Annotated in this window: 16 protein-coding genes; 2 read left to right on the forward strand and 14 right to left on the reverse strand. The window is 64.6% G+C overall.

Features of this window, described 5'->3' with window-relative positions:
* Positions 1 to 8: 8 nt before the first annotated feature.
* Complete coding sequence (locus ACVJ5M_RS39660) at positions 9 to 974, reverse strand: GlxA family transcriptional regulator (RefSeq protein WP_354099879.1); 966 nt, start codon at positions 972 to 974, stop codon at positions 9 to 11.
* Positions 975 to 1,239: 265 nt separating this feature from the next.
* Here ACVJ5M_RS39660 and ACVJ5M_RS39665 point away from each other — a divergent pair, with 265 nt between their 5' ends.
* Complete coding sequence (locus ACVJ5M_RS39665) at positions 1,240 to 1,533, forward strand: hypothetical protein (RefSeq protein ID WP_028158963.1); 294 nt, start codon at positions 1,240 to 1,242, stop codon at positions 1,531 to 1,533.
* Between the two features lie 153 nt (positions 1,534 to 1,686).
* Positions 1,687 to 2,091: a hypothetical protein gene (locus ACVJ5M_RS39670; protein ID WP_063985350.1), complete on the forward strand. Its 405-nt coding sequence runs from the start codon at positions 1,687 to 1,689 to the stop codon at positions 2,089 to 2,091.
* 93 nt (positions 2,092 to 2,184) lie between these two features.
* Here the strand turns inward: ACVJ5M_RS39670 and ACVJ5M_RS39675 are convergent, their stop codons facing one another.
* The 13 genes from ACVJ5M_RS39675 to ACVJ5M_RS39735 all read right to left on the reverse strand — a co-directional run bounded on the left by ACVJ5M_RS39675 (position 2,185) and on the right by ACVJ5M_RS39735 (position 16,509).
* Positions 2,185 to 3,747 carry a L,D-transpeptidase gene (locus ACVJ5M_RS39675; RefSeq protein ID WP_063985351.1) on the reverse strand — a complete coding sequence of 521 codons (1,563 nt, stop codon included), beginning with the start codon at positions 3,745 to 3,747 and terminating at the stop codon, positions 2,185 to 2,187.
* A gap of 220 nt (positions 3,748 to 3,967) precedes the next feature.
* Complete coding sequence (locus ACVJ5M_RS39680; RefSeq protein WP_063985352.1) at positions 3,968 to 4,186, reverse strand: hypothetical protein; 219 nt, start codon at positions 4,184 to 4,186, stop codon at positions 3,968 to 3,970.
* A 100-nt stretch (positions 4,187 to 4,286) separates the two neighbouring features.
* Positions 4,287 to 5,480: a CaiB/BaiF CoA transferase family protein gene (locus tag ACVJ5M_RS39685; RefSeq protein WP_063985353.1), complete on the reverse strand. Its 1,194-nt coding sequence runs from the start codon at positions 5,478 to 5,480 to the stop codon at positions 4,287 to 4,289.
* Positions 5,481 to 5,564: 84 nt separating this feature from the next.
* Positions 5,565 to 6,779: an ABC transporter substrate-binding protein gene (locus ACVJ5M_RS39690; protein ID WP_371496415.1), complete on the reverse strand. Its 1,215-nt coding sequence runs from the start codon at positions 6,777 to 6,779 to the stop codon at positions 5,565 to 5,567.
* 215 nt (positions 6,780 to 6,994) lie between these two features.
* On the reverse strand, positions 6,995 to 7,690 hold the full coding sequence (locus ACVJ5M_RS39695; protein WP_063985355.1) for an ABC transporter ATP-binding protein: 696 nt from the start codon (positions 7,688 to 7,690) through the stop codon (positions 6,995 to 6,997).
* Entirely contained in the window at positions 7,690 to 8,460 is a 771-nt protein-coding gene (locus ACVJ5M_RS39700; protein ID WP_283018469.1) for an ABC transporter ATP-binding protein, read from the reverse strand. Before ACVJ5M_RS39700 ends, ACVJ5M_RS39695 begins: the two co-directional genes overlap by 1 nt.
* Positions 8,457 to 9,737, reverse strand: a complete 1,281-nt coding sequence (locus tag ACVJ5M_RS39705) for a branched-chain amino acid ABC transporter permease (RefSeq protein ID WP_354099881.1) — start codon at positions 9,735 to 9,737, stop codon at positions 8,457 to 8,459. The genes ACVJ5M_RS39700 and ACVJ5M_RS39705 overlap by 4 nt, the downstream gene beginning before the upstream one ends.
* Positions 9,734 to 10,681 carry a branched-chain amino acid ABC transporter permease gene (locus tag ACVJ5M_RS39710; protein WP_028158956.1) on the reverse strand — a complete coding sequence of 316 codons (948 nt, stop codon included), beginning with the start codon at positions 10,679 to 10,681 and terminating at the stop codon, positions 9,734 to 9,736. Before ACVJ5M_RS39710 ends, ACVJ5M_RS39705 begins: the two co-directional genes overlap by 4 nt.
* A 119-nt stretch (positions 10,682 to 10,800) precedes the next feature.
* On the reverse strand, positions 10,801 to 12,033 hold the full coding sequence (locus ACVJ5M_RS39715) for a branched-chain amino acid ABC transporter substrate-binding protein (protein ID WP_063985358.1): 1,233 nt from the start codon (positions 12,031 to 12,033) through the stop codon (positions 10,801 to 10,803).
* Positions 12,034 to 12,278: 245 nt separating this feature from the next.
* The gene (locus ACVJ5M_RS39720; RefSeq protein ID WP_063985359.1) at positions 12,279 to 13,406 is read right to left on the reverse strand and encodes a mandelate racemase/muconate lactonizing enzyme family protein; all 1,128 of its coding nucleotides are present in this window, start codon (positions 13,404 to 13,406) and stop codon (positions 12,279 to 12,281) included.
* A gap of 48 nt (positions 13,407 to 13,454) precedes the next feature.
* Complete coding sequence (locus tag ACVJ5M_RS39725) at positions 13,455 to 14,492, reverse strand: tagatose 1,6-diphosphate aldolase (protein WP_063985360.1); 1,038 nt, start codon at positions 14,490 to 14,492, stop codon at positions 13,455 to 13,457.
* Positions 14,489 to 15,439: a sugar kinase gene (locus tag ACVJ5M_RS39730; RefSeq protein ID WP_063985361.1), complete on the reverse strand. Its 951-nt coding sequence runs from the start codon at positions 15,437 to 15,439 to the stop codon at positions 14,489 to 14,491. Before ACVJ5M_RS39730 ends, ACVJ5M_RS39725 begins: the two co-directional genes overlap by 4 nt.
* Complete coding sequence (locus tag ACVJ5M_RS39735; RefSeq protein ID WP_456679608.1) at positions 15,436 to 16,509, reverse strand: ABC transporter ATP-binding protein; 1,074 nt, start codon at positions 16,507 to 16,509, stop codon at positions 15,436 to 15,438. The genes ACVJ5M_RS39730 and ACVJ5M_RS39735 overlap by 4 nt, the downstream gene beginning before the upstream one ends.
* Positions 16,510 to 16,512 lie beyond the last annotated feature (3 nt).

Below are 16,512 nucleotides of genomic sequence, written 5' to 3' on the forward strand. Positions count from 1 at the left end.
GCGGACCCTCAGCGCAGGTTTGCGCGAAGCTCGCGCACGCCGCGTCCGAGCCGTTCCCGCAAGAGCGTCCGGAGCGTCGCGCCGTCCTCATAGCCGACCTCGGCGGCGATCGCATCGACGTCGAGACCGCTGCCATGCAGCAGCGACTGCGCGCGCTCGACTCGCAGATCCTGAAAGTAGGAGAGCGGAGACTTACCCAGCACCGACTCGCACCGGCGCTGCAAGGTGCGTGCGCTCGTCGCGAGCGCACTGGCGGCCTCCTGCAGCGAAAACCCTTGCTTGAGATGTTCGCGCGCCCAGTGCTCGAAACGCTGGATGAGCGGATCGGCCTGCGCGAGGTGATTGGGAATGATGAAGGGCGCCTGCAGGGAGCGCAGGTCGGCGAGCAGATAGCGCGACACGACGGCCGCGAGCTCGGGGCTCGCCTGGCGTATGAACCACAGCGCAAGATCGAGATGCCCCATCGCAGCGCCCGCCGTGACGACGCGGTCTGACGTCACCAGCATGCGTGTCTCATCGAGACGAACATTGGGGTAGCGTTGGCGAAACAAGGGTGACAGCCACCACGTGGTGGTCGCGTCTCGTCTATCGAGCAGCCCCGCCTCCGCCAGCACGAAGGTACCGATGCAGGACGCGGCGATGCGCGCGCCCTCGGCGTACCAGGACTGGAGCTGTTTCACTGCCTCTCTGACATCGCGCCGGTCGAGCGCCGGAATCAGCTGTTCCGGCCGGCTCGTATTCAACGCCGGCACGATGACCCAGTCCGGCTTCAGATCGGATGTTACCGATTTGACGGGGATCGCAAAGCCCTGCCCGGATCGGACCTTCTTCCGCACGCCGACAATTGAGACATCGAAATGGGGCGCTCCGCCCGTTTGAGCGGCCGCGAAATTGTTGGTGATCGTGAACGCATCGAGCGTCACGGTCAGCCCGGTGTCCCAAAATCCCTCTAGGGCGAGCAATTGAATGCGCATGGCGGAAACGCTCTCAAAGTTGTCGTTTACGACAATACCGTTCGGACGGAAGCAAGCCTAGCTTGCGATGCAACGGCAACCGGAACAAAGGCCTTCATCGCGATCGATAGATAAGGGCAATCATCTGAACCAACAACGCTATTCCAGATGTTCGCTCGAGGAATCGATGGCGTGAACGCATCTAAAAATGGCGCTTCTGCCAACATTGCAGGAGGTCCTTGATCCGATGCCGTCCACTGACAAGCAGCAATCCAAAGGAGCCCACATGAAAGTCATCGCCATCGGTAACATCGGCAAGGCACCGACACCCGAGCAGCGGCAGCAGATCATGCCGAGGGAAGTGCCGGCCACGCTCAAGCTGTATCTCGACGGGAAGATCGAGCAGTTCTGGTTTCGCCAGGACAAGCCAGGCGTGGTCTTCCTGATGAACGTCGAATCCCTCGAACAGGCCAAGGCGACCGTGGAAGCACTGCCGCTCGTCACCGACGGCTTCGCCACTTACGAGCTGATGCAAGTCGGTCCGCTCGCGCCGCTGGGCATGCTCATCCAGGGCAAGTGACCGCGCGTCGGACCGACACGCGACGCTTCCACCAACCTTCCGAACCGGCCCGCATCGCCGCCGTTCCACGGCGGCGATGCAACGTGCGGCAATCGCTGCCGGCGAAGCATGACTAAATGAAGAGCGTAAACCTCGGAACATGGAGGATTTCAAATGAAGCTTACACTCGCTGCCGGTCTCCTGGCATTCGCCCTGTGCCTGACCTCCGCCGTCCCCGGACGCGCGCAGTCACCCACGCCACCGACACCGACCACCCGAATTCTCGCGATCGGCACCGTAAACCCCGGCGCCGATGTCGCCGCTGCGCGCGCCATCCTGCCGATGGAAGTGCGCGAGACGGTGAAGCTCTATCTCGATGGCAAAATCGACCAGTGGTACTCGCTGCAAAATCGTGTCGGCGTCGCGTTCATCCTGAACGTCACGGATATCGCGGCCGCTCATGACATGCTCGAAAAGCTGCCCCTGGGGCAGGCTCATCTCATGAGCTTCGAGCTGATCCCGCTTGGCCCGCTCAATCCGCTTCGGCAGTTGCAGGGCATGTCGACGGGTCCACAGTAGACAGCCGGTATGCCCGTCGTCGGCGCCGCTGCGGTCGCCGACGACAGATATCTTCAGCTCAGGCGATGACGCGGCCCAGCGCGGCGCGCCGTCCTACCAGAAGCCCCGCTGCATCGGCTGCGCCGGCTGATAATACTGATACTGGCCGCGGCGGCGCGGATTGACGGGCTGCGGGTTCGGCTGCTGCTGGAAGAAGAAGCCGAAGCCGTTGCCGCCATTGCCCCAGCTGTCATCGCTTGCCATTTCCATCGGCGGCGGCGCGGTCGGCTTGCGGGTGATGAAGCCGCCCTGCGGATGATTGCTCAGCACCGCGACGAACTCGGTGCGGTAATTGGTCTCGGCGCTCAGCGGCTCGTCCGAAATCACGATCGACGAACGCGGCAATGCCGTCGGCCCGATGCGATCCCAGACGTCCTGCGGAATGGTGATGCGATCGAGCGCGTCCTTGGCGTCGTCGCCGTTCTCGATCGTGACCACGCTCCAGCGCAGGCCGGTATCGGCCTTCGCCATCGCGGTGAAGATATGCGTGCCGAGCGGCTGGTCGGGATTGCGGATGGTGACGGGCACCTCGATGCTGGTGTCGAACACCTCGCCGCCGCCGTCCGGCGCCGGCTTGTGCGTGTTCCGCCGCACGTAGAGCTTCTGCGTCGCGCGGCTGATGTAAACGGACACCGGCTCAAGCGCGAGCTTGGCGTCGGTCGCAGCCGTCACCGCATCGGCCTTCCTGGTTGCCGCGACCTTTGCCGCCTCCTTGGTGGCGGCAACGGCGTCGCGCTTCGGCTGCGCGGCGGCCTTGGCGGCCTCGAGCGCCGACGCAGCGTCGGCGGCCTTGGTCGCAACCTTCTGCTTCAGCTCCTCGGCCTGCGCCCGCGCCTGATCGGTCTTGGCAGCCGCGATCTTCTTGTCGGCGAAGGCGAGCTCGGCGTCGGCCTTGGACTTCTGCTGTTCCAGCTTGCGCAGCGACGCGGGAAGCGACGCGGCCTCCTTCGCGGCCGCGGCCGCAGCCTTCTTGGCCTCGGCGGCAGCCTGGATCGCCTCCTCGGCTTCAGCGGAGAGCTTGTCGGCCCGGTTCGGCACGGCCGCGATGGCCTCGCGCTTCGGCACGAACAGCGAGGGATGAGTGAAATCGATCGGGGCCGCGTCGTTCGGCGAGATGATCACGCGCATGCCGATGTTGGTCTTGTCGAACAGGCCCTCGGCGAAGTTGAAGGGCATGCGCACGCAGCCGTGCGAAGCGGCATAGCCGGGCAGCGGCCCGCCATGCAGCGCGATGCCGTTCCAGGTGATGCGCTGCATGTTGGGCATCCAGGCATCGTCATACATGGTCGAACGGTGGTCCTTGTCCTTCTCGACGATGGCGAAGACGCCGGCCGGCGTCTCTCGCCCGGTGGTGCCGGTGGACACCGGCGCGCGCAGAATCCAGCCGTCGGAATCGTAGAAAGTGACCTGCTGGCTCTTGATCGACACGATCGCCATGATCGGCTCGCCGGCCTCGCGCGGCGCCACCGCCTCGGCCGGCTGGCGGGCCTGCTTGGCCGCCTCGGCGCTTCCGCTCAGCGCCGTCAGGGCAACGGCCGTTGCGAGCGCAACAAGTCCGGGGGGCCGCCAACGCCGCATCGCCGTGGTGGATTGCGCCGTCGTCATCAGGTCTTTCATGCCATTCCCCGGTCCAGTACCAGTCCGCGCCTTACGTCGATCACATCAGATTGCGATCTTTGAATTAAGAATTCGCAGCCACCTTGCGTTCCGTATCCGGCAATATTCGGACCTATCAGGCGGCAAATCTCTCATATACGAGGGCTCGCGCGGGCGGAAGGTGGGCTGGGGCCGGAGCTGGCCCGGGGCTGGTCACGAATCGCTGCGGCACAATGTCCGGTTAGTGGGTACGGCGCCCGATCAGCCGGGTCATTGCAGCGCCGAACAGGCCGAACAGCGCATACACCATGAGCGGCAGAGCGTGCGCGGCAGCCTGCCCGACCGGTTCGTGCTCCACGATTAGCAGGACCGCGAACACGGTAAGGCTCAGGAGGACGCAGATGAGGGCGGCAGCAAGGCCCAGCCTGCGCAGAACGAAGGCAAAGTCGCTGGTGGTCATGACCGCATCCGGGGCGAAGATGAACAGGCCTACGCTAGACCCGCCCGCGACAGCAGGATGTGACCGTCATCACAGAGATGCGGTTCCCGAACGCCGCGGCTCAAGACGCGACCCCGACCGCCTTGCTGTCGACCGCGGCCTGGATTTCCGCATCGCTCAGGCCCGCCTCGCGCAACACCTCGCGCGAATGCTCGCCGAGGCGCGGCGCCATGCGATGGATGCCGGCCGGGCTTTCCGAGAATTTCGTCGCGGGCCGCGCCTGCCGGATCCGGCCTTCGGTCGGATGATCGATATCCGCAAACAGTGCGACGGCGGCGAGATGCGGCTGCTCGCCGATCTCGGTGAGCCGGGCGAAGGCGGTGTGCGGCACGTCCAGCCGCAGCAATAGCTCCTCCCATTCCGCCGTGGTGCGGGTCGGCCCGATCTCGCTCATGCGGTCATAGACCTTGTCGATGTTCTGGGAACGAAGCACGGGATCGCGCACCCCGAGCTCCTCGATCAGCTCGGGGCGGCCGACAGCCTCGAAGAACGCGCACCAATTGTCTCCGGAGTAAGGCAGCATCGTCAGCCAGCCATCCTTGGTCTGCACCGGGCGCCGGTTCTTCATCCGCTTGTAGCCGGTCGGGCCGATCGGCGGATCGAACGCGTGCCCGCCCAGCATCTCGATACTGTTGAAGCCGGCGATGGTTTCCAGCATGGGGACTTCGACCATCTGGCCCTGCCCGCTGCGCTCGCGCCGGAACAAGGCCGCGGACACCGCGCCGACCATCGCCATCGCGCAGATCTTGTCGCCGATCAGGCTCGGAACGAATTCCGGCTCCTCGTCCGATCCGATCGATGACGCAAGGCCTGAAGCCGCCTGGATGATCTCGTCGAATGCGGGGCGCGCCGCCCACGGCCCGTCCTGGCCGAAGCCGGTCGCCGCGGCATAGATCAGCCGCGGATTGAGCTTTGCGCAGGCCGCGTAACCGAAGCCGAGCCGCGCCATCGCCGCGGGTCGCACATTGGTGACGAGCGCATCGACCGTCGGGATCAGTTTTGCCAGCGCCGCCTTGCCGTCCGGATGCTTCAGGTCGAGCGCGAGGCTGCGCTTGTTGCGGTTGACGGCCATGAACTGGCCGCTCATGCCGCGGTTCCGGAACACGCCGGTGTAGCGCCAGGTGTCGCCCGCGGGCGGCTCGACCTTGATGACATCGGCGCCCCAGTCGCCGAGCATCTGCGCGGCGTAGGGGCCGAACAGCACGCTCGTCAGATCGAGAACGCGGATACCGCTGAGGGGGCCGGTCGGTGTCATCGTCGTTTCACTGTCGTTGGAGGAAGCAATTGTGGGACAAGACGGGCGGGCTGGTACCAGCCCGCCCGTCACATTGCGTCGATCCTATTCGCCGATCACGTCGCCGAACAGCTCCCAGGATTTTCCGTTGAAGCGCGCCATCTGCAACTGCCGGATCGGCGTCACCTGCTCGGCCGAGGTGTTGAGCTTGATGCCCGGCAGCAGCATCGGCAATTCGACATCCCTGAACGACTGCGTCTGCTTCATCAAATTGGCGCGGGTGAGGTCGTTGCCGGCGCGCTGCAGCACCAGCTCCATGATCTGCGCCATGGTGTAGCCGGTGACGTTGAAGACGTCGGCCGGATCGGCGCTCGAATTGTACGTCTTCATCCACTCGCGCCAGGCTTTCATGCCGGAATCATTCTCCCAGCGCGGATCACCGGGATCCTTCTGGAAAGCACCGGTGACGATGCCGACGGAATTGTCGAGCCCGGCCGGCACCAGCACGGAGCCGACGGAGTTGGAAACGGCGGGAAGGATGATCTGCGGCTTCCAGCCGAGCTCGGCGATCTTCTTGATCGCTTGCGCCGCGAATTTCGGCGTGCACTCGTTGAAAACAACGTCGGCGCCGGCGGCCTTGAACTTGACGATCTGGGAGTCGACGGTCGGATCCGATGTCTCGTAGGTGGCCTCGGACACGATCTGGTTGACGTGCTCCCCTAACCCTTCTTTGAAGCCGGCGAGATAGTCGCGCCCGGGATCTTCGTTCGGCGTGATGACGGCGATTTTGGCATTCGGCTTGTTCGCAAGAATCCACTTGGCATAGATGCGGCCTTCGGTCCGGTAGGTCGGCTGCGAACCGGTGGTCCAGGGAAAATGCTGCGGATCGTTCCAGCGGCTGGCGCCGCTCGACGGGAACAGCTGCGGGATCTTCTTGGCGTTGAGGTATTTCTGCGCGGCGATGTTGGGACCGGTGCCGAGCATTGAGAACATCGCCAGCACCTCGTCGCCCTCGGCGAGGCGGCGAACCTGCTCGACCGTCTTCGACGGGGAATAACCGTCGTCCATGCTGAGCAGCTCGACCTTGCGGCCGTTGATGCCGCCCTTGTCGTTGAGCATCTTGAAATAGGCGATCTCGGCGCGGCCAATCGCGGAATACGCGGAGGCCGGTCCCGAGTAGGGCATGGTCTGCCCGAGCTTGATCGACGTGTCGGTCGCGCCGGTGTCGTAGTTTCCGGCCATCGCGGCCGAAGTGGCGCCCAGCGCCGCAAGCAGAGCAACGACTCCGCGGACCAGTTGTCTTCCCGGCATGCTCGGCATCTCCTTCCCAGGCAAGACGCATCGACGCGCGAGCTCACAGCTGCCGCCGGCGCCCTCCACTTTCTTCTTGGTTATCATCGTCCGCATCGATTGCGATGCCGGCGAGTGCGACGATACCTTGATTATGAAGCGTGAGATGTAGCGAAGAATTCAGATGCGTATGCGCGGCTTGCAGCCGTTCTATTTTACGCGCGCGTCACACGACAATGTGAGCGTCAGACCTCAAGCCATTCCTGGCGCACGGCGGCATTGGCCTTGAGCTCGTCCGGCGTCCCCTCGAACACGACGCGGCCGTGGCCCATGATGTAGACGCGCTTCGAGATCCGCATCGCGATTGACAGCTTCTGCTCGACGAGCAGGATGGCGACACCGGCCTGCGCGATGCGCGCGATGAGATCGCCGACCTGCTGCACGATCAGCGGTGCCAGACCTTCGGTCGGCTCGTCGATCATAATGAGGTCCGGATCGCCCATCAGCGTCCGGCAGGTCGTGAGCATCTGCTTCTCGCCGCCGGACAGCACGCCCGCGGCCGTATCGGCACGCGCGGCGAGATTGGGGAACATCTCGAGCATGTCCTCAAGCCGCCATTTGCCGGGGCGGCGCGTGTCCTTGACGCCGAGCAGCAGGTTCTGGCGAACCGTCAGGCTCGGGAAGATATCGCGATGTTCAGGGACATAACCGAGGCCGAGGTGCGCGATCTTGTAGCTGGGAAGGCCGGCGATGTCCTTGCCCTTGAAGCGGATCGTGCCTTGCGGCGCGACCTCGCCCATGATCGCCTTGACCGTGGTGGAGCGGCCGACACCGTTGCGGCCGAGCAGGCTCACGACCTCGCCTGCGGCGACATCGAGGTCGACGCCCTGGAGGATGTGGCTCTTGCCGTAATAGGCGTGGAGATCCCTGACCTCGAGCATCAATGCGCTTCCTCGCCGAGATAGGCTTCCTTGACCTTCGGATCGCGCCGGATCTCTTCCGGCGTGCCCGAGGCGATGATGTGGCCGTAGACCAGCACGGAGATGCGGTCGGCAAGGCCGAACACGACGCTCATGTCGTGCTCGACGATGACCAGGGTCTTGCCCTCGGTCAGCCGCCGGATCAGCGACACCGCGCGGTCGGTTTCGGCGTGGCTCATGCCGGCGGTCGGCTCGTCGAGCATGACGACCGTGGCCCCGCTCGCGATGGTGATGCCGATCTCGAGCTCGCGCTGCTCGGCGTAGGTCAGAAGTCCCGCCGGAACATCGCGCCGGTGCGTGAGATGGATGTCGTCCAGGATCTGGGCCGTGCGCTCGCGCACTTCCGGCAGGCTGTCGACGTTCTTCCAGAAGGCGTAGCGATGCCCCGTCGCCCACAGCACGGCACAGCGGACGTTCTCCCAGACCGACATGCGGGCGAACACGTTGGTGACCTGGAACGAGCGCGACAGGCCGCGCCGGTTGATCTCGAACGGCCGCAGGCCGGAGATCACATCGCCGTTCAGCTTCACCTCGCCCGAGGTCGGCTTGATGTGGCCGCTGATCAGATTGAACGTCGTGGATTTTCCGGCGCCGTTCGGACCGATGACGGCGTGACGCTCGCCTTTCGCGACGCTGAGGTTAAGGTCGCGGATGATGCCGACATTGCCGAAGCGTTTTTCGACGTCGCGGACTTCGATGGCTGCGCTTTTTCCGGGTACCGCTCCGCTCATGCCAGATACCCCCGGTCACTGGCGACCGTCGCAGCCCTGTCCCACGCGTCCGCGATCCTCCGCCAGCTCAGCCGCGCGACGAACGCACCGCCGACGACGAGAACTGCTGCGGAAATCCACGTCACCGGGGATTTCGCATTGAACGGAATGCCAAACAGGTTGATCGGGTCGCCGCCGGAATAGCGCGCGACCGTCTCGATGGTGAGGATGACGCCGCAGGCGAGCGCCAGGGTCGGCACGACAGCGACGAGATAGGACGGGATCACCGTCCACAGCGTTCCGGCGCGAACCAGCGGCCGGTGCATCATCAACAGGCCGGCGATGCCGCCCGGCGCGAACATCACGATGCCGATGAAGATGATGCCGAAATAGAGCTGCCAGACGCTGGTGAGGCCTGTCAGCCCGAGCTGGAGATAGGTCACCAGGATCGCGCCGAGGATCGGCCCGAAGAAATAGGCGATGCCGCCGATGAAGGTGGAGAACAGCACGAGGCCAGACTGGATCGCACCGAGCAGCGCGGAGTTCGCGATCTCGAAATTGATCGCGGTCAGGCCGCCGGCGACGCCCGCGAAGAACCCGGCAAAGCAATAGGCGAGATAGCGGACGACGTGAGGATCGTAGCCGATGAACTGGACGCGCTCGGGATTGTCGCGGACCGCGTTGCTGATCCGCCCCAGCGGCGTCCGCGTCAGCGCGTACATCGCAATCGCCGACAGCACCAGCCAGAACGCGATGAGGTAATAGACCTGAACCTGCGGCCCGAACGACCAGCCGAACATCTTGGGCAGCGCCGTGCGATCCGTGGTGATGCCGGCTTCGCCGCCGAACACCGAACGCAGGATCAGCGAGGACGACGCCACCAATTCGCCGATGCCGAGTGAGATCATCGCGAACACGGTGCCGGCGCGCTTGGTCATGACCCAGCCGACGATGATCGCGAAGACGAGACCGCCGATCCCGCCGAACAGCGGAATGAACGGCAGCGGGATCGGCCAGCCGTGCGACACCACCGCATTCATCATGTGGCAGGCCGCGAAACCGCCAAGACCATAGTGAACGGCGTGACCGAACGACAGCAGTCCGGTCTGGCCGAGCAGGATGTTGTAGGAGAGCGCGAAGACGATCGCGATGCCGATCAGGCTGAAGGACGTCAGCGAGCCGCCGGAGGAGAAGATCAGCGGCAGGACGATCAGCGCGGCAATGCCGATCAGCCAGACGCCGTAGAAGCGCAGGCCGTCGCCGGCGGGCTTCGATGTCGAAATCGGTTTGGCGGTCATGACTCGCGCGTCCCCATCAGGCCCATGGGGCGAACGATCAGAATGAGCACCAGCAGCATATAGGGAACGATCGGCGCGACCTGCGCGATTGTGACGTTCCAGATGTCGGTGAGGACCGACGGTCCCGTCGACGGATCGAGCGGTCCGAACGCACTCGCCAGCGAGCCGTTCAGCGCCACCGCAAAGGTCTGCACCAGTCCGATGACGAGCGAGGCGATGAAAGCACCGGGCAAGGAGCCGAGGCCACCGAACACGATGACGACGAACAGGATGGGCCCGAGCGCCGCGGCCATGTCCGACTGCGTGACCAGGGCCGGACCGGCGATGACGCCGGCAATGCCGGCGAGCGCGCTGCCGACGCCGAACACCACCATGAACACCCGCCCGACATTGTGGCCGAGATGCCCGACCATGTGCGGATGCGTCAGCGCCGCCTGCACGATCAGGCCGACGCGGGTGCGCTTGAGCACGACCAGCAGCGCCACGAAGATCACGACCGACACGGCCAGCATGAAGATCTTGTAGGCGGGATAGTTGGTCGAGAAGATCGTGAAGGCCGGGAAGTCGAGCAACGACGGCACGCGGTAGTCGACCGGGCTCTTGCCCCAGATCATCGACACGATCTCTTCGATCGCAAAAGCCAGACCGAAGGTCAGCAGCAGTTCCGCGACATGGCCGTGCTTGTGGGTGTTGCGCAGGCCGTAGCGCTCCACCGCCATGCCGATGGCGCCGACCAGCAGCGGCGCCAGCACCAGCGCCGGCCAGAAGCCGATCCACTTGGTGAGCTGGAAGCCGAAGAAGGCGCCGAGCATGTAGAAGCTGGCATGCGCGAAATTGAGCACGCCCATCATGCTGAAGATGACGGTCAGCCCGCTCGACAGCAGGAAGAGCAGCATGCCGAACAGCACGCCGTTCAGGGTCGAAATGACAATGAGTTCAAGCACAGCGCACTCGTCTCTGTCCGGGGCCTGATGGCCCCGGTGAACATCGCCCAATCAAGAATAGTCCGGCCACCGCCTTCCCGCGACCGATGTCGGCCGCGGGAAAACGACGGATGTCGTGATTACGGCCGCGCCATCTTGCAGGTCGTGGGGACCATGGCCTGCGCCGTGTCGACCTTGGAGACGAGGTGCCAGCCCCAGCCGGTGTTTTCCTCGTCGAAGGGCTCATTCTCGGTCAGCTTGCCGAAGGAGGAAATGTAGATCGGCTGAAGGAACTGGTGGTCGTCCTTGCGCATGATGCCGTTGCCGCCGTCCAGGACCTCGAACTTCAGGTCCTCGAGCGCCGCCGCCACCTTCACGGGATCGATCGAGTTGGCCTTCTCAGCAGCCGCCTTGAACATGCGCATCTCGTTGACCGCACGCGGGTACCAGAGCGACAGATTGACCTTGGCGCGGAACGCCTTCTCGTAATCCATCGCGGTCTTGTTGCCGGAATTCGCAAAGCCTTCGGTGATCTGGAAGACCTGATGATCGAGACCGGTCTGCTTGACGGCAGTGGGGCCGCCGGCGCCGCCGGCATAATAGGTGTACCAGTTGACCTTCAGGCCGGCGTCAGCGGCAGCCTTGAGCAGCAGCGCGAAGTCCTGGCCCCAATTGCCGGTGACGACGCTGTCGGCGCCGGACGCCTTGATCTTGGCGATATAGGGCGAGAAATCGGTGACCTTCAGCAGCGGATGCAGCTCGTCGCCGACGATCTGGATGTCGGGCCGCTTGGCGCCGAGCATCTTGCGCGCGTCGGAGCGGACGGACTGACCGAACGAATAGTCCTGGTTGATCAGGTACACCTTTTTGATCGAGGCGGTGTCCTTCATGTAGTTGGTGAGCGCCTCCATCTTGATGTCGGAGCTCGCATCCCAGCGGAAATGCCAGTAGCTGCACTTCTCGTTGGTCAGGCTGGGATCGACGGCGGCGTAGTTGAAGTACAGCACTTCCTTGCCGGGATTGCGCGTGTTGTTCTTGGTGACGAAATCCGACAGCGCCGCGCCGACGGACGAGCCGTTGCCTTGCGTGATGTAGTGGACCCCGGCGTCGATCGCCTTCTGGGCCTGCACCAGGCTTTCCTGCGGATTGGTCTTGTTGTCGAGCGGCACGATCTCGATCTTGTGGCCGAGAATGCCGCCCTTGGCGTTGAGCTCGTCGGCCAGATACTGGAATGTCTTCAGACCACCCTCGCCGACGCTGGCACCACCGCCGGAGAGCGGATCGATGTAGCCGATCTTGAGGGTGTCCTCAGCCGACGCGGCATGACCGAGCATCGGGGCGATCACGGCAATGGCCAAAGTGAGCTTGCGCATTTTTTCGTTTCCTCGCTGGCTATCGACTTTAGTCGATGGGCTTTTTGCGCATGTTGCAGCGCAATTGCAGATCCCTAATGAGCAGAACGAACTTTGATTTTCAAGCTCGGCGAGACATGGCTCCGGCCATCGTTATGAAATGTGAAGGCGGCTGCCCGTCTCGCCGGCAGCTTTCCGCGACGAGGAATAGAACGCAAGGGGAAACTGGCCTGCGCGGCGCCTGACGACGCAGGTGTCGCAGCCGTCTACAGGCTGCGATAGTTCGCGATTCCCGACAGGTCTGGCGTGAATCCGAGCCCCGGTTCCTCGCCGAGGACGATCGTACCATCAGTGACATTGGCAACGGCACCGCAGAACCGGTCGCGCAGCGGATTATCGTTGGCGTCGACCTCGAGCCAGCCGTCGCCGCCGATGCCCGCAAGCAGATGCGCCGAGGCAAGCAGTCCGATGCCGCCGCCGAGATAATGCGGGCAGAACGTCTTGCCCGCCTTCAGAATGTCGCGCGCGACGCCAGCGCATGCGCTCAGCCCGCCCCATTTCGCGATGTCGGGCTGAACGACGCCGAGCACGTCTTCGGCCAGGACGTCCTTGAATCCCTCGACGCTCGAAATGTTCTCGCCCGCGGCAATCGGCATTTTCGCGGCTGCCCGCAGCCTGCGCCATTCCTCGCGCGGCCGGTCGGCGCGGATGGGCTCCTCCAGCCATCGCAGATCGAACGCGGCCAACCGCGGCACCATCTCCAGCGCCTGATCGACCGACCAGCCCTGATTGGCATCGGCAGCGAGCATGCCCGCACCGACGATCGCGCGCAGCGCGGCCAGATTGGCGAGGTCGGTCTCGGCACCGAAGCCGACCTTCAGCTTCAACGCGCGATGGCCACGCGCGAGCGCGGCTTCGGCCGCCTGCGCGGCGCCGCCCGGATTGATGCCGCTGGCATAGACCTTGATCCTGCGCGACTGCCCACCGAGAAGCCGCCACAGCGGCAAGCGCTGCCGGCGCGCGGAGAGATCCCACAGCGCGAGATCGATGCCCGAAATCGCCTGCGCGAACGGACCGGGCTCGCCGCATTGAAGCGCCAGCACTTCGGTACCCTTCGTCAGGACCTCGAAAGCCTGGGCGGGGCCGTAGAACCTGCGCCCGACAAGGCCCGGAGCCAGCACTTCGTTGACAAGCCGGGCACGGTGCTCGGCGCCCGGTGCAGGAAAGTTGGACCAGGCTTCGCCCCATCCCTCGACACCGTCCTCGTCGACTGCGCGAACGAAGACGGCCGGTCGGTTGAGCATCTTGCCGAACGACGTCACCACCGGCGTCGCCAAGGGATAGCGATAGCAGAACGCCTCGATCGAGCGGATCGTGAAGCTGTCAGTCGTCATATTGCAGGTCCTGCGACCGAGGTGAGACCACGCGGGACCGTTACCATCTCAGTAGGCGCGCGCGAAGTCACCTTCCTGCTTGATATCAGCGAACACCGGGAAGCGCGCCTTCCACGCCGTGCCCTTGGCCGTGGTCAGCTGATTGAGCCGTTCCAGCACCCCAAGGCCATCCTTGCGCAGGCTGGCCGACACCGCTGCGCGATCCGGAAAGTTCTTCAGGACGGCATCCAGCCAGATGGTGCGGCCCGCCAGGAAACCGCTTGCGCCTGCGGCATAGGAGTAGTCGAGCACGCGCTCGAACTTTTCAGGCGCAGCGCCGCCCGACAGCAACACCCAGGGGATGCTGCGTTCGCGGCAGATTTCGCCGATCGCATCGAACTCCTTCTGCGACGCCTTTGCTTCCGCGCTGCCGTCACGCGCCGGCAGGCTGTTGGCTGCAAGCGGGCTCTCCAGCTTGAGGAGATCGACGCCATATTCGGGCTTGGCAAATTCGCGCACGCTGTCGATGACGAGGCCCGGGAGCTTGCCGGGCGATTCCACGTAATCGGCCGTGTGATTGGCGCTGCCGAGGAACGGGTAGACCAGCAACTCGAGCACGTAAGGGATATCGTGACGGGCGCAGTCTTCGCCGATTTCGCGCACGAAGCGCTTCTGGTGCTCGTTCACCGCGGCATCGGCGTCCGGCCGGTACCAGGCCAGCACCTTGACGGCGTCGCCGCCCATCGCGCGGATCTTCTCCACGCTCCAATTGGTGATCGCGCGCGACTTGCGGCCGCCCGCGGTTTCCTCAACGCGGTGCTCTTCCAGCGTCATGATCAGGCCGCAGCGCGGCGGCAGCAGGTCGATAGCGGCAGGCACTGCGAAGTTCGGGTCGAACAGCATCGAACTGCAATGCGGTGCGAGGTTCTCGACCAGGAGACGCTTGGCCGCCGTGACGTCGGAATATTCGACCTGATCCCGCGTGATCCCCTTCGCCTTTGCAATGGCGTCGAACAATGGCGGCCGCTGATCCAGCGCGACCATGCGAAAATGGCCATCCGCGTCAGCAAGCCGTGCCAGGCCGCGGTTCTTTCCAATCGTTCTCATGGCTTCGTCCTCATGAATACAAGACACTCGTTGATCTCGGGGATTCCGTTACGGCCGCCGGCGTGGCGGCATTTCATGGCGGCCGTCGCCGCCGAAAACGCCATGGCGGCGCGCACGTCGAGGCCGGCGCCGATTGCGAGCGCATAGGCGCCGTGGAAGACGTCGCCCGCGCCCGTGGTGTCGACGACGTCGACGGCGTAGGCGGCCTGCCGGTGCAGTTGGCCGTTCTCGTGCCAGCTCACGCCGCCCTCGCCGCGCGTGACGGCGACGACGCGGCAGCCGAAGCGCGCAAGGGCTGCGAGAGATTTATCTTCGGCCGAGCCGGCAAAGGCGGCGAGTGCAGGCTCGGAGAAGATGGCGTGATCGGTCAAGGGCAGCAGCCGCTCGAATACCTCGGCATCGGCCATGTCGCCGTCGAGCACCGTCGGGATGTTGCGCGATCGCGCTTCCCGAAACAGCGTCGCGGCACCCTCGACCCAGCGCGGATCGGCCAGCACGGAGGATGCGCGCGCGACAGCTTCGAGCGAAAGCCAGTCTGCGGTCTCCGGGTAAAGGCCACGGAAATTCACGATCTGCCGCTCGCCGGAGTTGTCGACGATGACCCCGGACACGGACGAGCGGCCATCGGGGAACAGCCGGAAATTCTCGACATCGACGCCTTCAGCGGTGAAGGCCGATTTCATCTCGTGGCCGGCGGCGTCATTCCCTGCCCGTCCCCAGAACGCGACGGACGCGCCGAGCTTCGCTACCGCGACGCTCGCATTGGCGGCCATGCCGCCGCCAAGCGTACCGTACTCGACGGCCTTGATCTTCTCGCTTCCACCCGCGAATGGCCGATCGACGCGCCAGACCTGGTCGAGCGCGGATAGCCCGAGGCAGATCACGTGCACGGGCTTCGTGCCGGACGCAACGTCCGCGAGATCCACTATATTGGCCGGCGCGCTCACCGCAGGACCTGTCCGTTGGATGCAGCAAACAAATGCGTCTTGCCCGACTGTGGGCGCAGATTGATGCGATCACCAACCTTCGGCCGCAGCGCCGGATCGACCCGCGCGATGGCGGAGCCGCCGGCGAGATCGAAATGGATCAGCGTGTCCGAGCCGAGCGGCTCGACCAGCTTGACGTTGATGGCGATGCCATCGGCGGCATCAGTGGCGATGGCAAAGTGTTCGGGGCGAATGCCCAGCACGGCGTTGCCGGCTTTGCTCAGGCAGCCAGCGGTCTCGCCGTCCAGCGGCACCACCGTTCCGCCTTGCGACAGGATCGCGCGCTCCTGACGCCATTCGACCGGGAAGAAATTCATCGCGGGCGAGCCGATGAAGCCGGCGACGAACTGGTTGACGGGCCGCTCGTAAACCGTCTCCGGTGTATCGTATTGCTGGATCGTGCCGCTCTGGAGCACGACGATCCGGTCGGCCATGGTCATGGCCTCGATCTGGTCATGCGTCACGAAGACCATGGTGGTCTTCAGCTCCTGCGACAGCGCCTTGATCTCCGCCCGCACCTGCCCGCGCAGCTTCGCATCGAGATTGGAGAGCGGCTCGTCGAACAAAAAGGCCTTGGGATTGCGCACGATGGCGCGGCCCATGGCGACGCGCTGGCGCTGGCCGCCGGACAACTCCTTCGGCTTGCGATCCAGATAAGGCTCGATGTGCAGCAGTGCGGCTGCACGCTTCACGCGGGCGTCGATCTCGGCCTTCGGCGTGCCTCGCAGCTCCAGCGCAAACGACATGTTGTCGTAGACCCGCATGTGCGGGTAGAGCGCGTAATCCTGGAACACCATCGCGATATCGCGTTGCGCAGCCTGGACGCCGTTGACGCGCCTGTCGCCGATGTAGAGATCGCCGGACGAAATCGGCTCGAGGCCGGCGATGATGCGCAACAAGGTCGACTTGCCGCAGCCGGACGGGCCGACGAAGACGACGAATTCGTGGTCCGCGATCTCCAGATTGAGATCGGGGATCACGGTAAAGTTGCCGTAGCGCTTGGTGAGGTTGCGGATAGAGATCGAGGCCATGAT

The sequence above is a fragment of the Bradyrhizobium sp. S3.7.6 genome (genome assembly GCF_054061875.1).

Coding starts and splice junctions, on each gene's coding strand:
- ACVJ5M_RS39660 (WP_354099879.1), bottom strand. CDS start 974: ATGCGCATTCAATTGCTCGCCCTAGAGGGATTTTGGGACACCGGGCTG.
- ACVJ5M_RS39665 (WP_028158963.1), top strand. CDS start 1,240: ATGAAAGTCATCGCCATCGGTAACATCGGCAAGGCACCGACACCCGAG.
- ACVJ5M_RS39670 (WP_063985350.1), top strand. CDS start 1,687: ATGAAGCTTACACTCGCTGCCGGTCTCCTGGCATTCGCCCTGTGCCTG.
- ACVJ5M_RS39675 (WP_063985351.1), bottom strand. CDS start 3,747: ATGAAAGACCTGATGACGACGGCGCAATCCACCACGGCGATGCGGCGT.
- ACVJ5M_RS39680 (WP_063985352.1), bottom strand. CDS start 4,186: ATGACCACCAGCGACTTTGCCTTCGTTCTGCGCAGGCTGGGCCTTGCT.
- ACVJ5M_RS39685 (WP_063985353.1), bottom strand. CDS start 5,480: ATGACACCGACCGGCCCCCTCAGCGGTATCCGCGTTCTCGATCTGACG.
- ACVJ5M_RS39690 (WP_371496415.1), bottom strand. CDS start 6,779: ATGCCGAGCATGCCGGGAAGACAACTGGTCCGCGGAGTCGTTGCTCTG.
- ACVJ5M_RS39695 (WP_063985355.1), bottom strand. CDS start 7,690: ATGCTCGAGGTCAGGGATCTCCACGCCTATTACGGCAAGAGCCACATC.
- ACVJ5M_RS39700 (WP_283018469.1), bottom strand. CDS start 8,460: ATGAGCGGAGCGGTACCCGGAAAAAGCGCAGCCATCGAAGTCCGCGAC.
- ACVJ5M_RS39705 (WP_354099881.1), bottom strand. CDS start 9,737: ATGACCGCCAAACCGATTTCGACATCGAAGCCCGCCGGCGACGGCCTG.
- ACVJ5M_RS39715 (WP_063985358.1), bottom strand. CDS start 12,033: ATGCGCAAGCTCACTTTGGCCATTGCCGTGATCGCCCCGATGCTCGGT.
- ACVJ5M_RS39720 (WP_063985359.1), bottom strand. CDS start 13,406: ATGACGACTGACAGCTTCACGATCCGCTCGATCGAGGCGTTCTGCTAT.
- ACVJ5M_RS39725 (WP_063985360.1), bottom strand. CDS start 14,492: ATGAGAACGATTGGAAAGAACCGCGGCCTGGCACGGCTTGCTGACGCG.
- ACVJ5M_RS39735 (WP_456679608.1), bottom strand. CDS start 16,509: ATGGCCTCGATCTCTATCCGCAACCTCACCAAGCGCTACGGCAACTTT.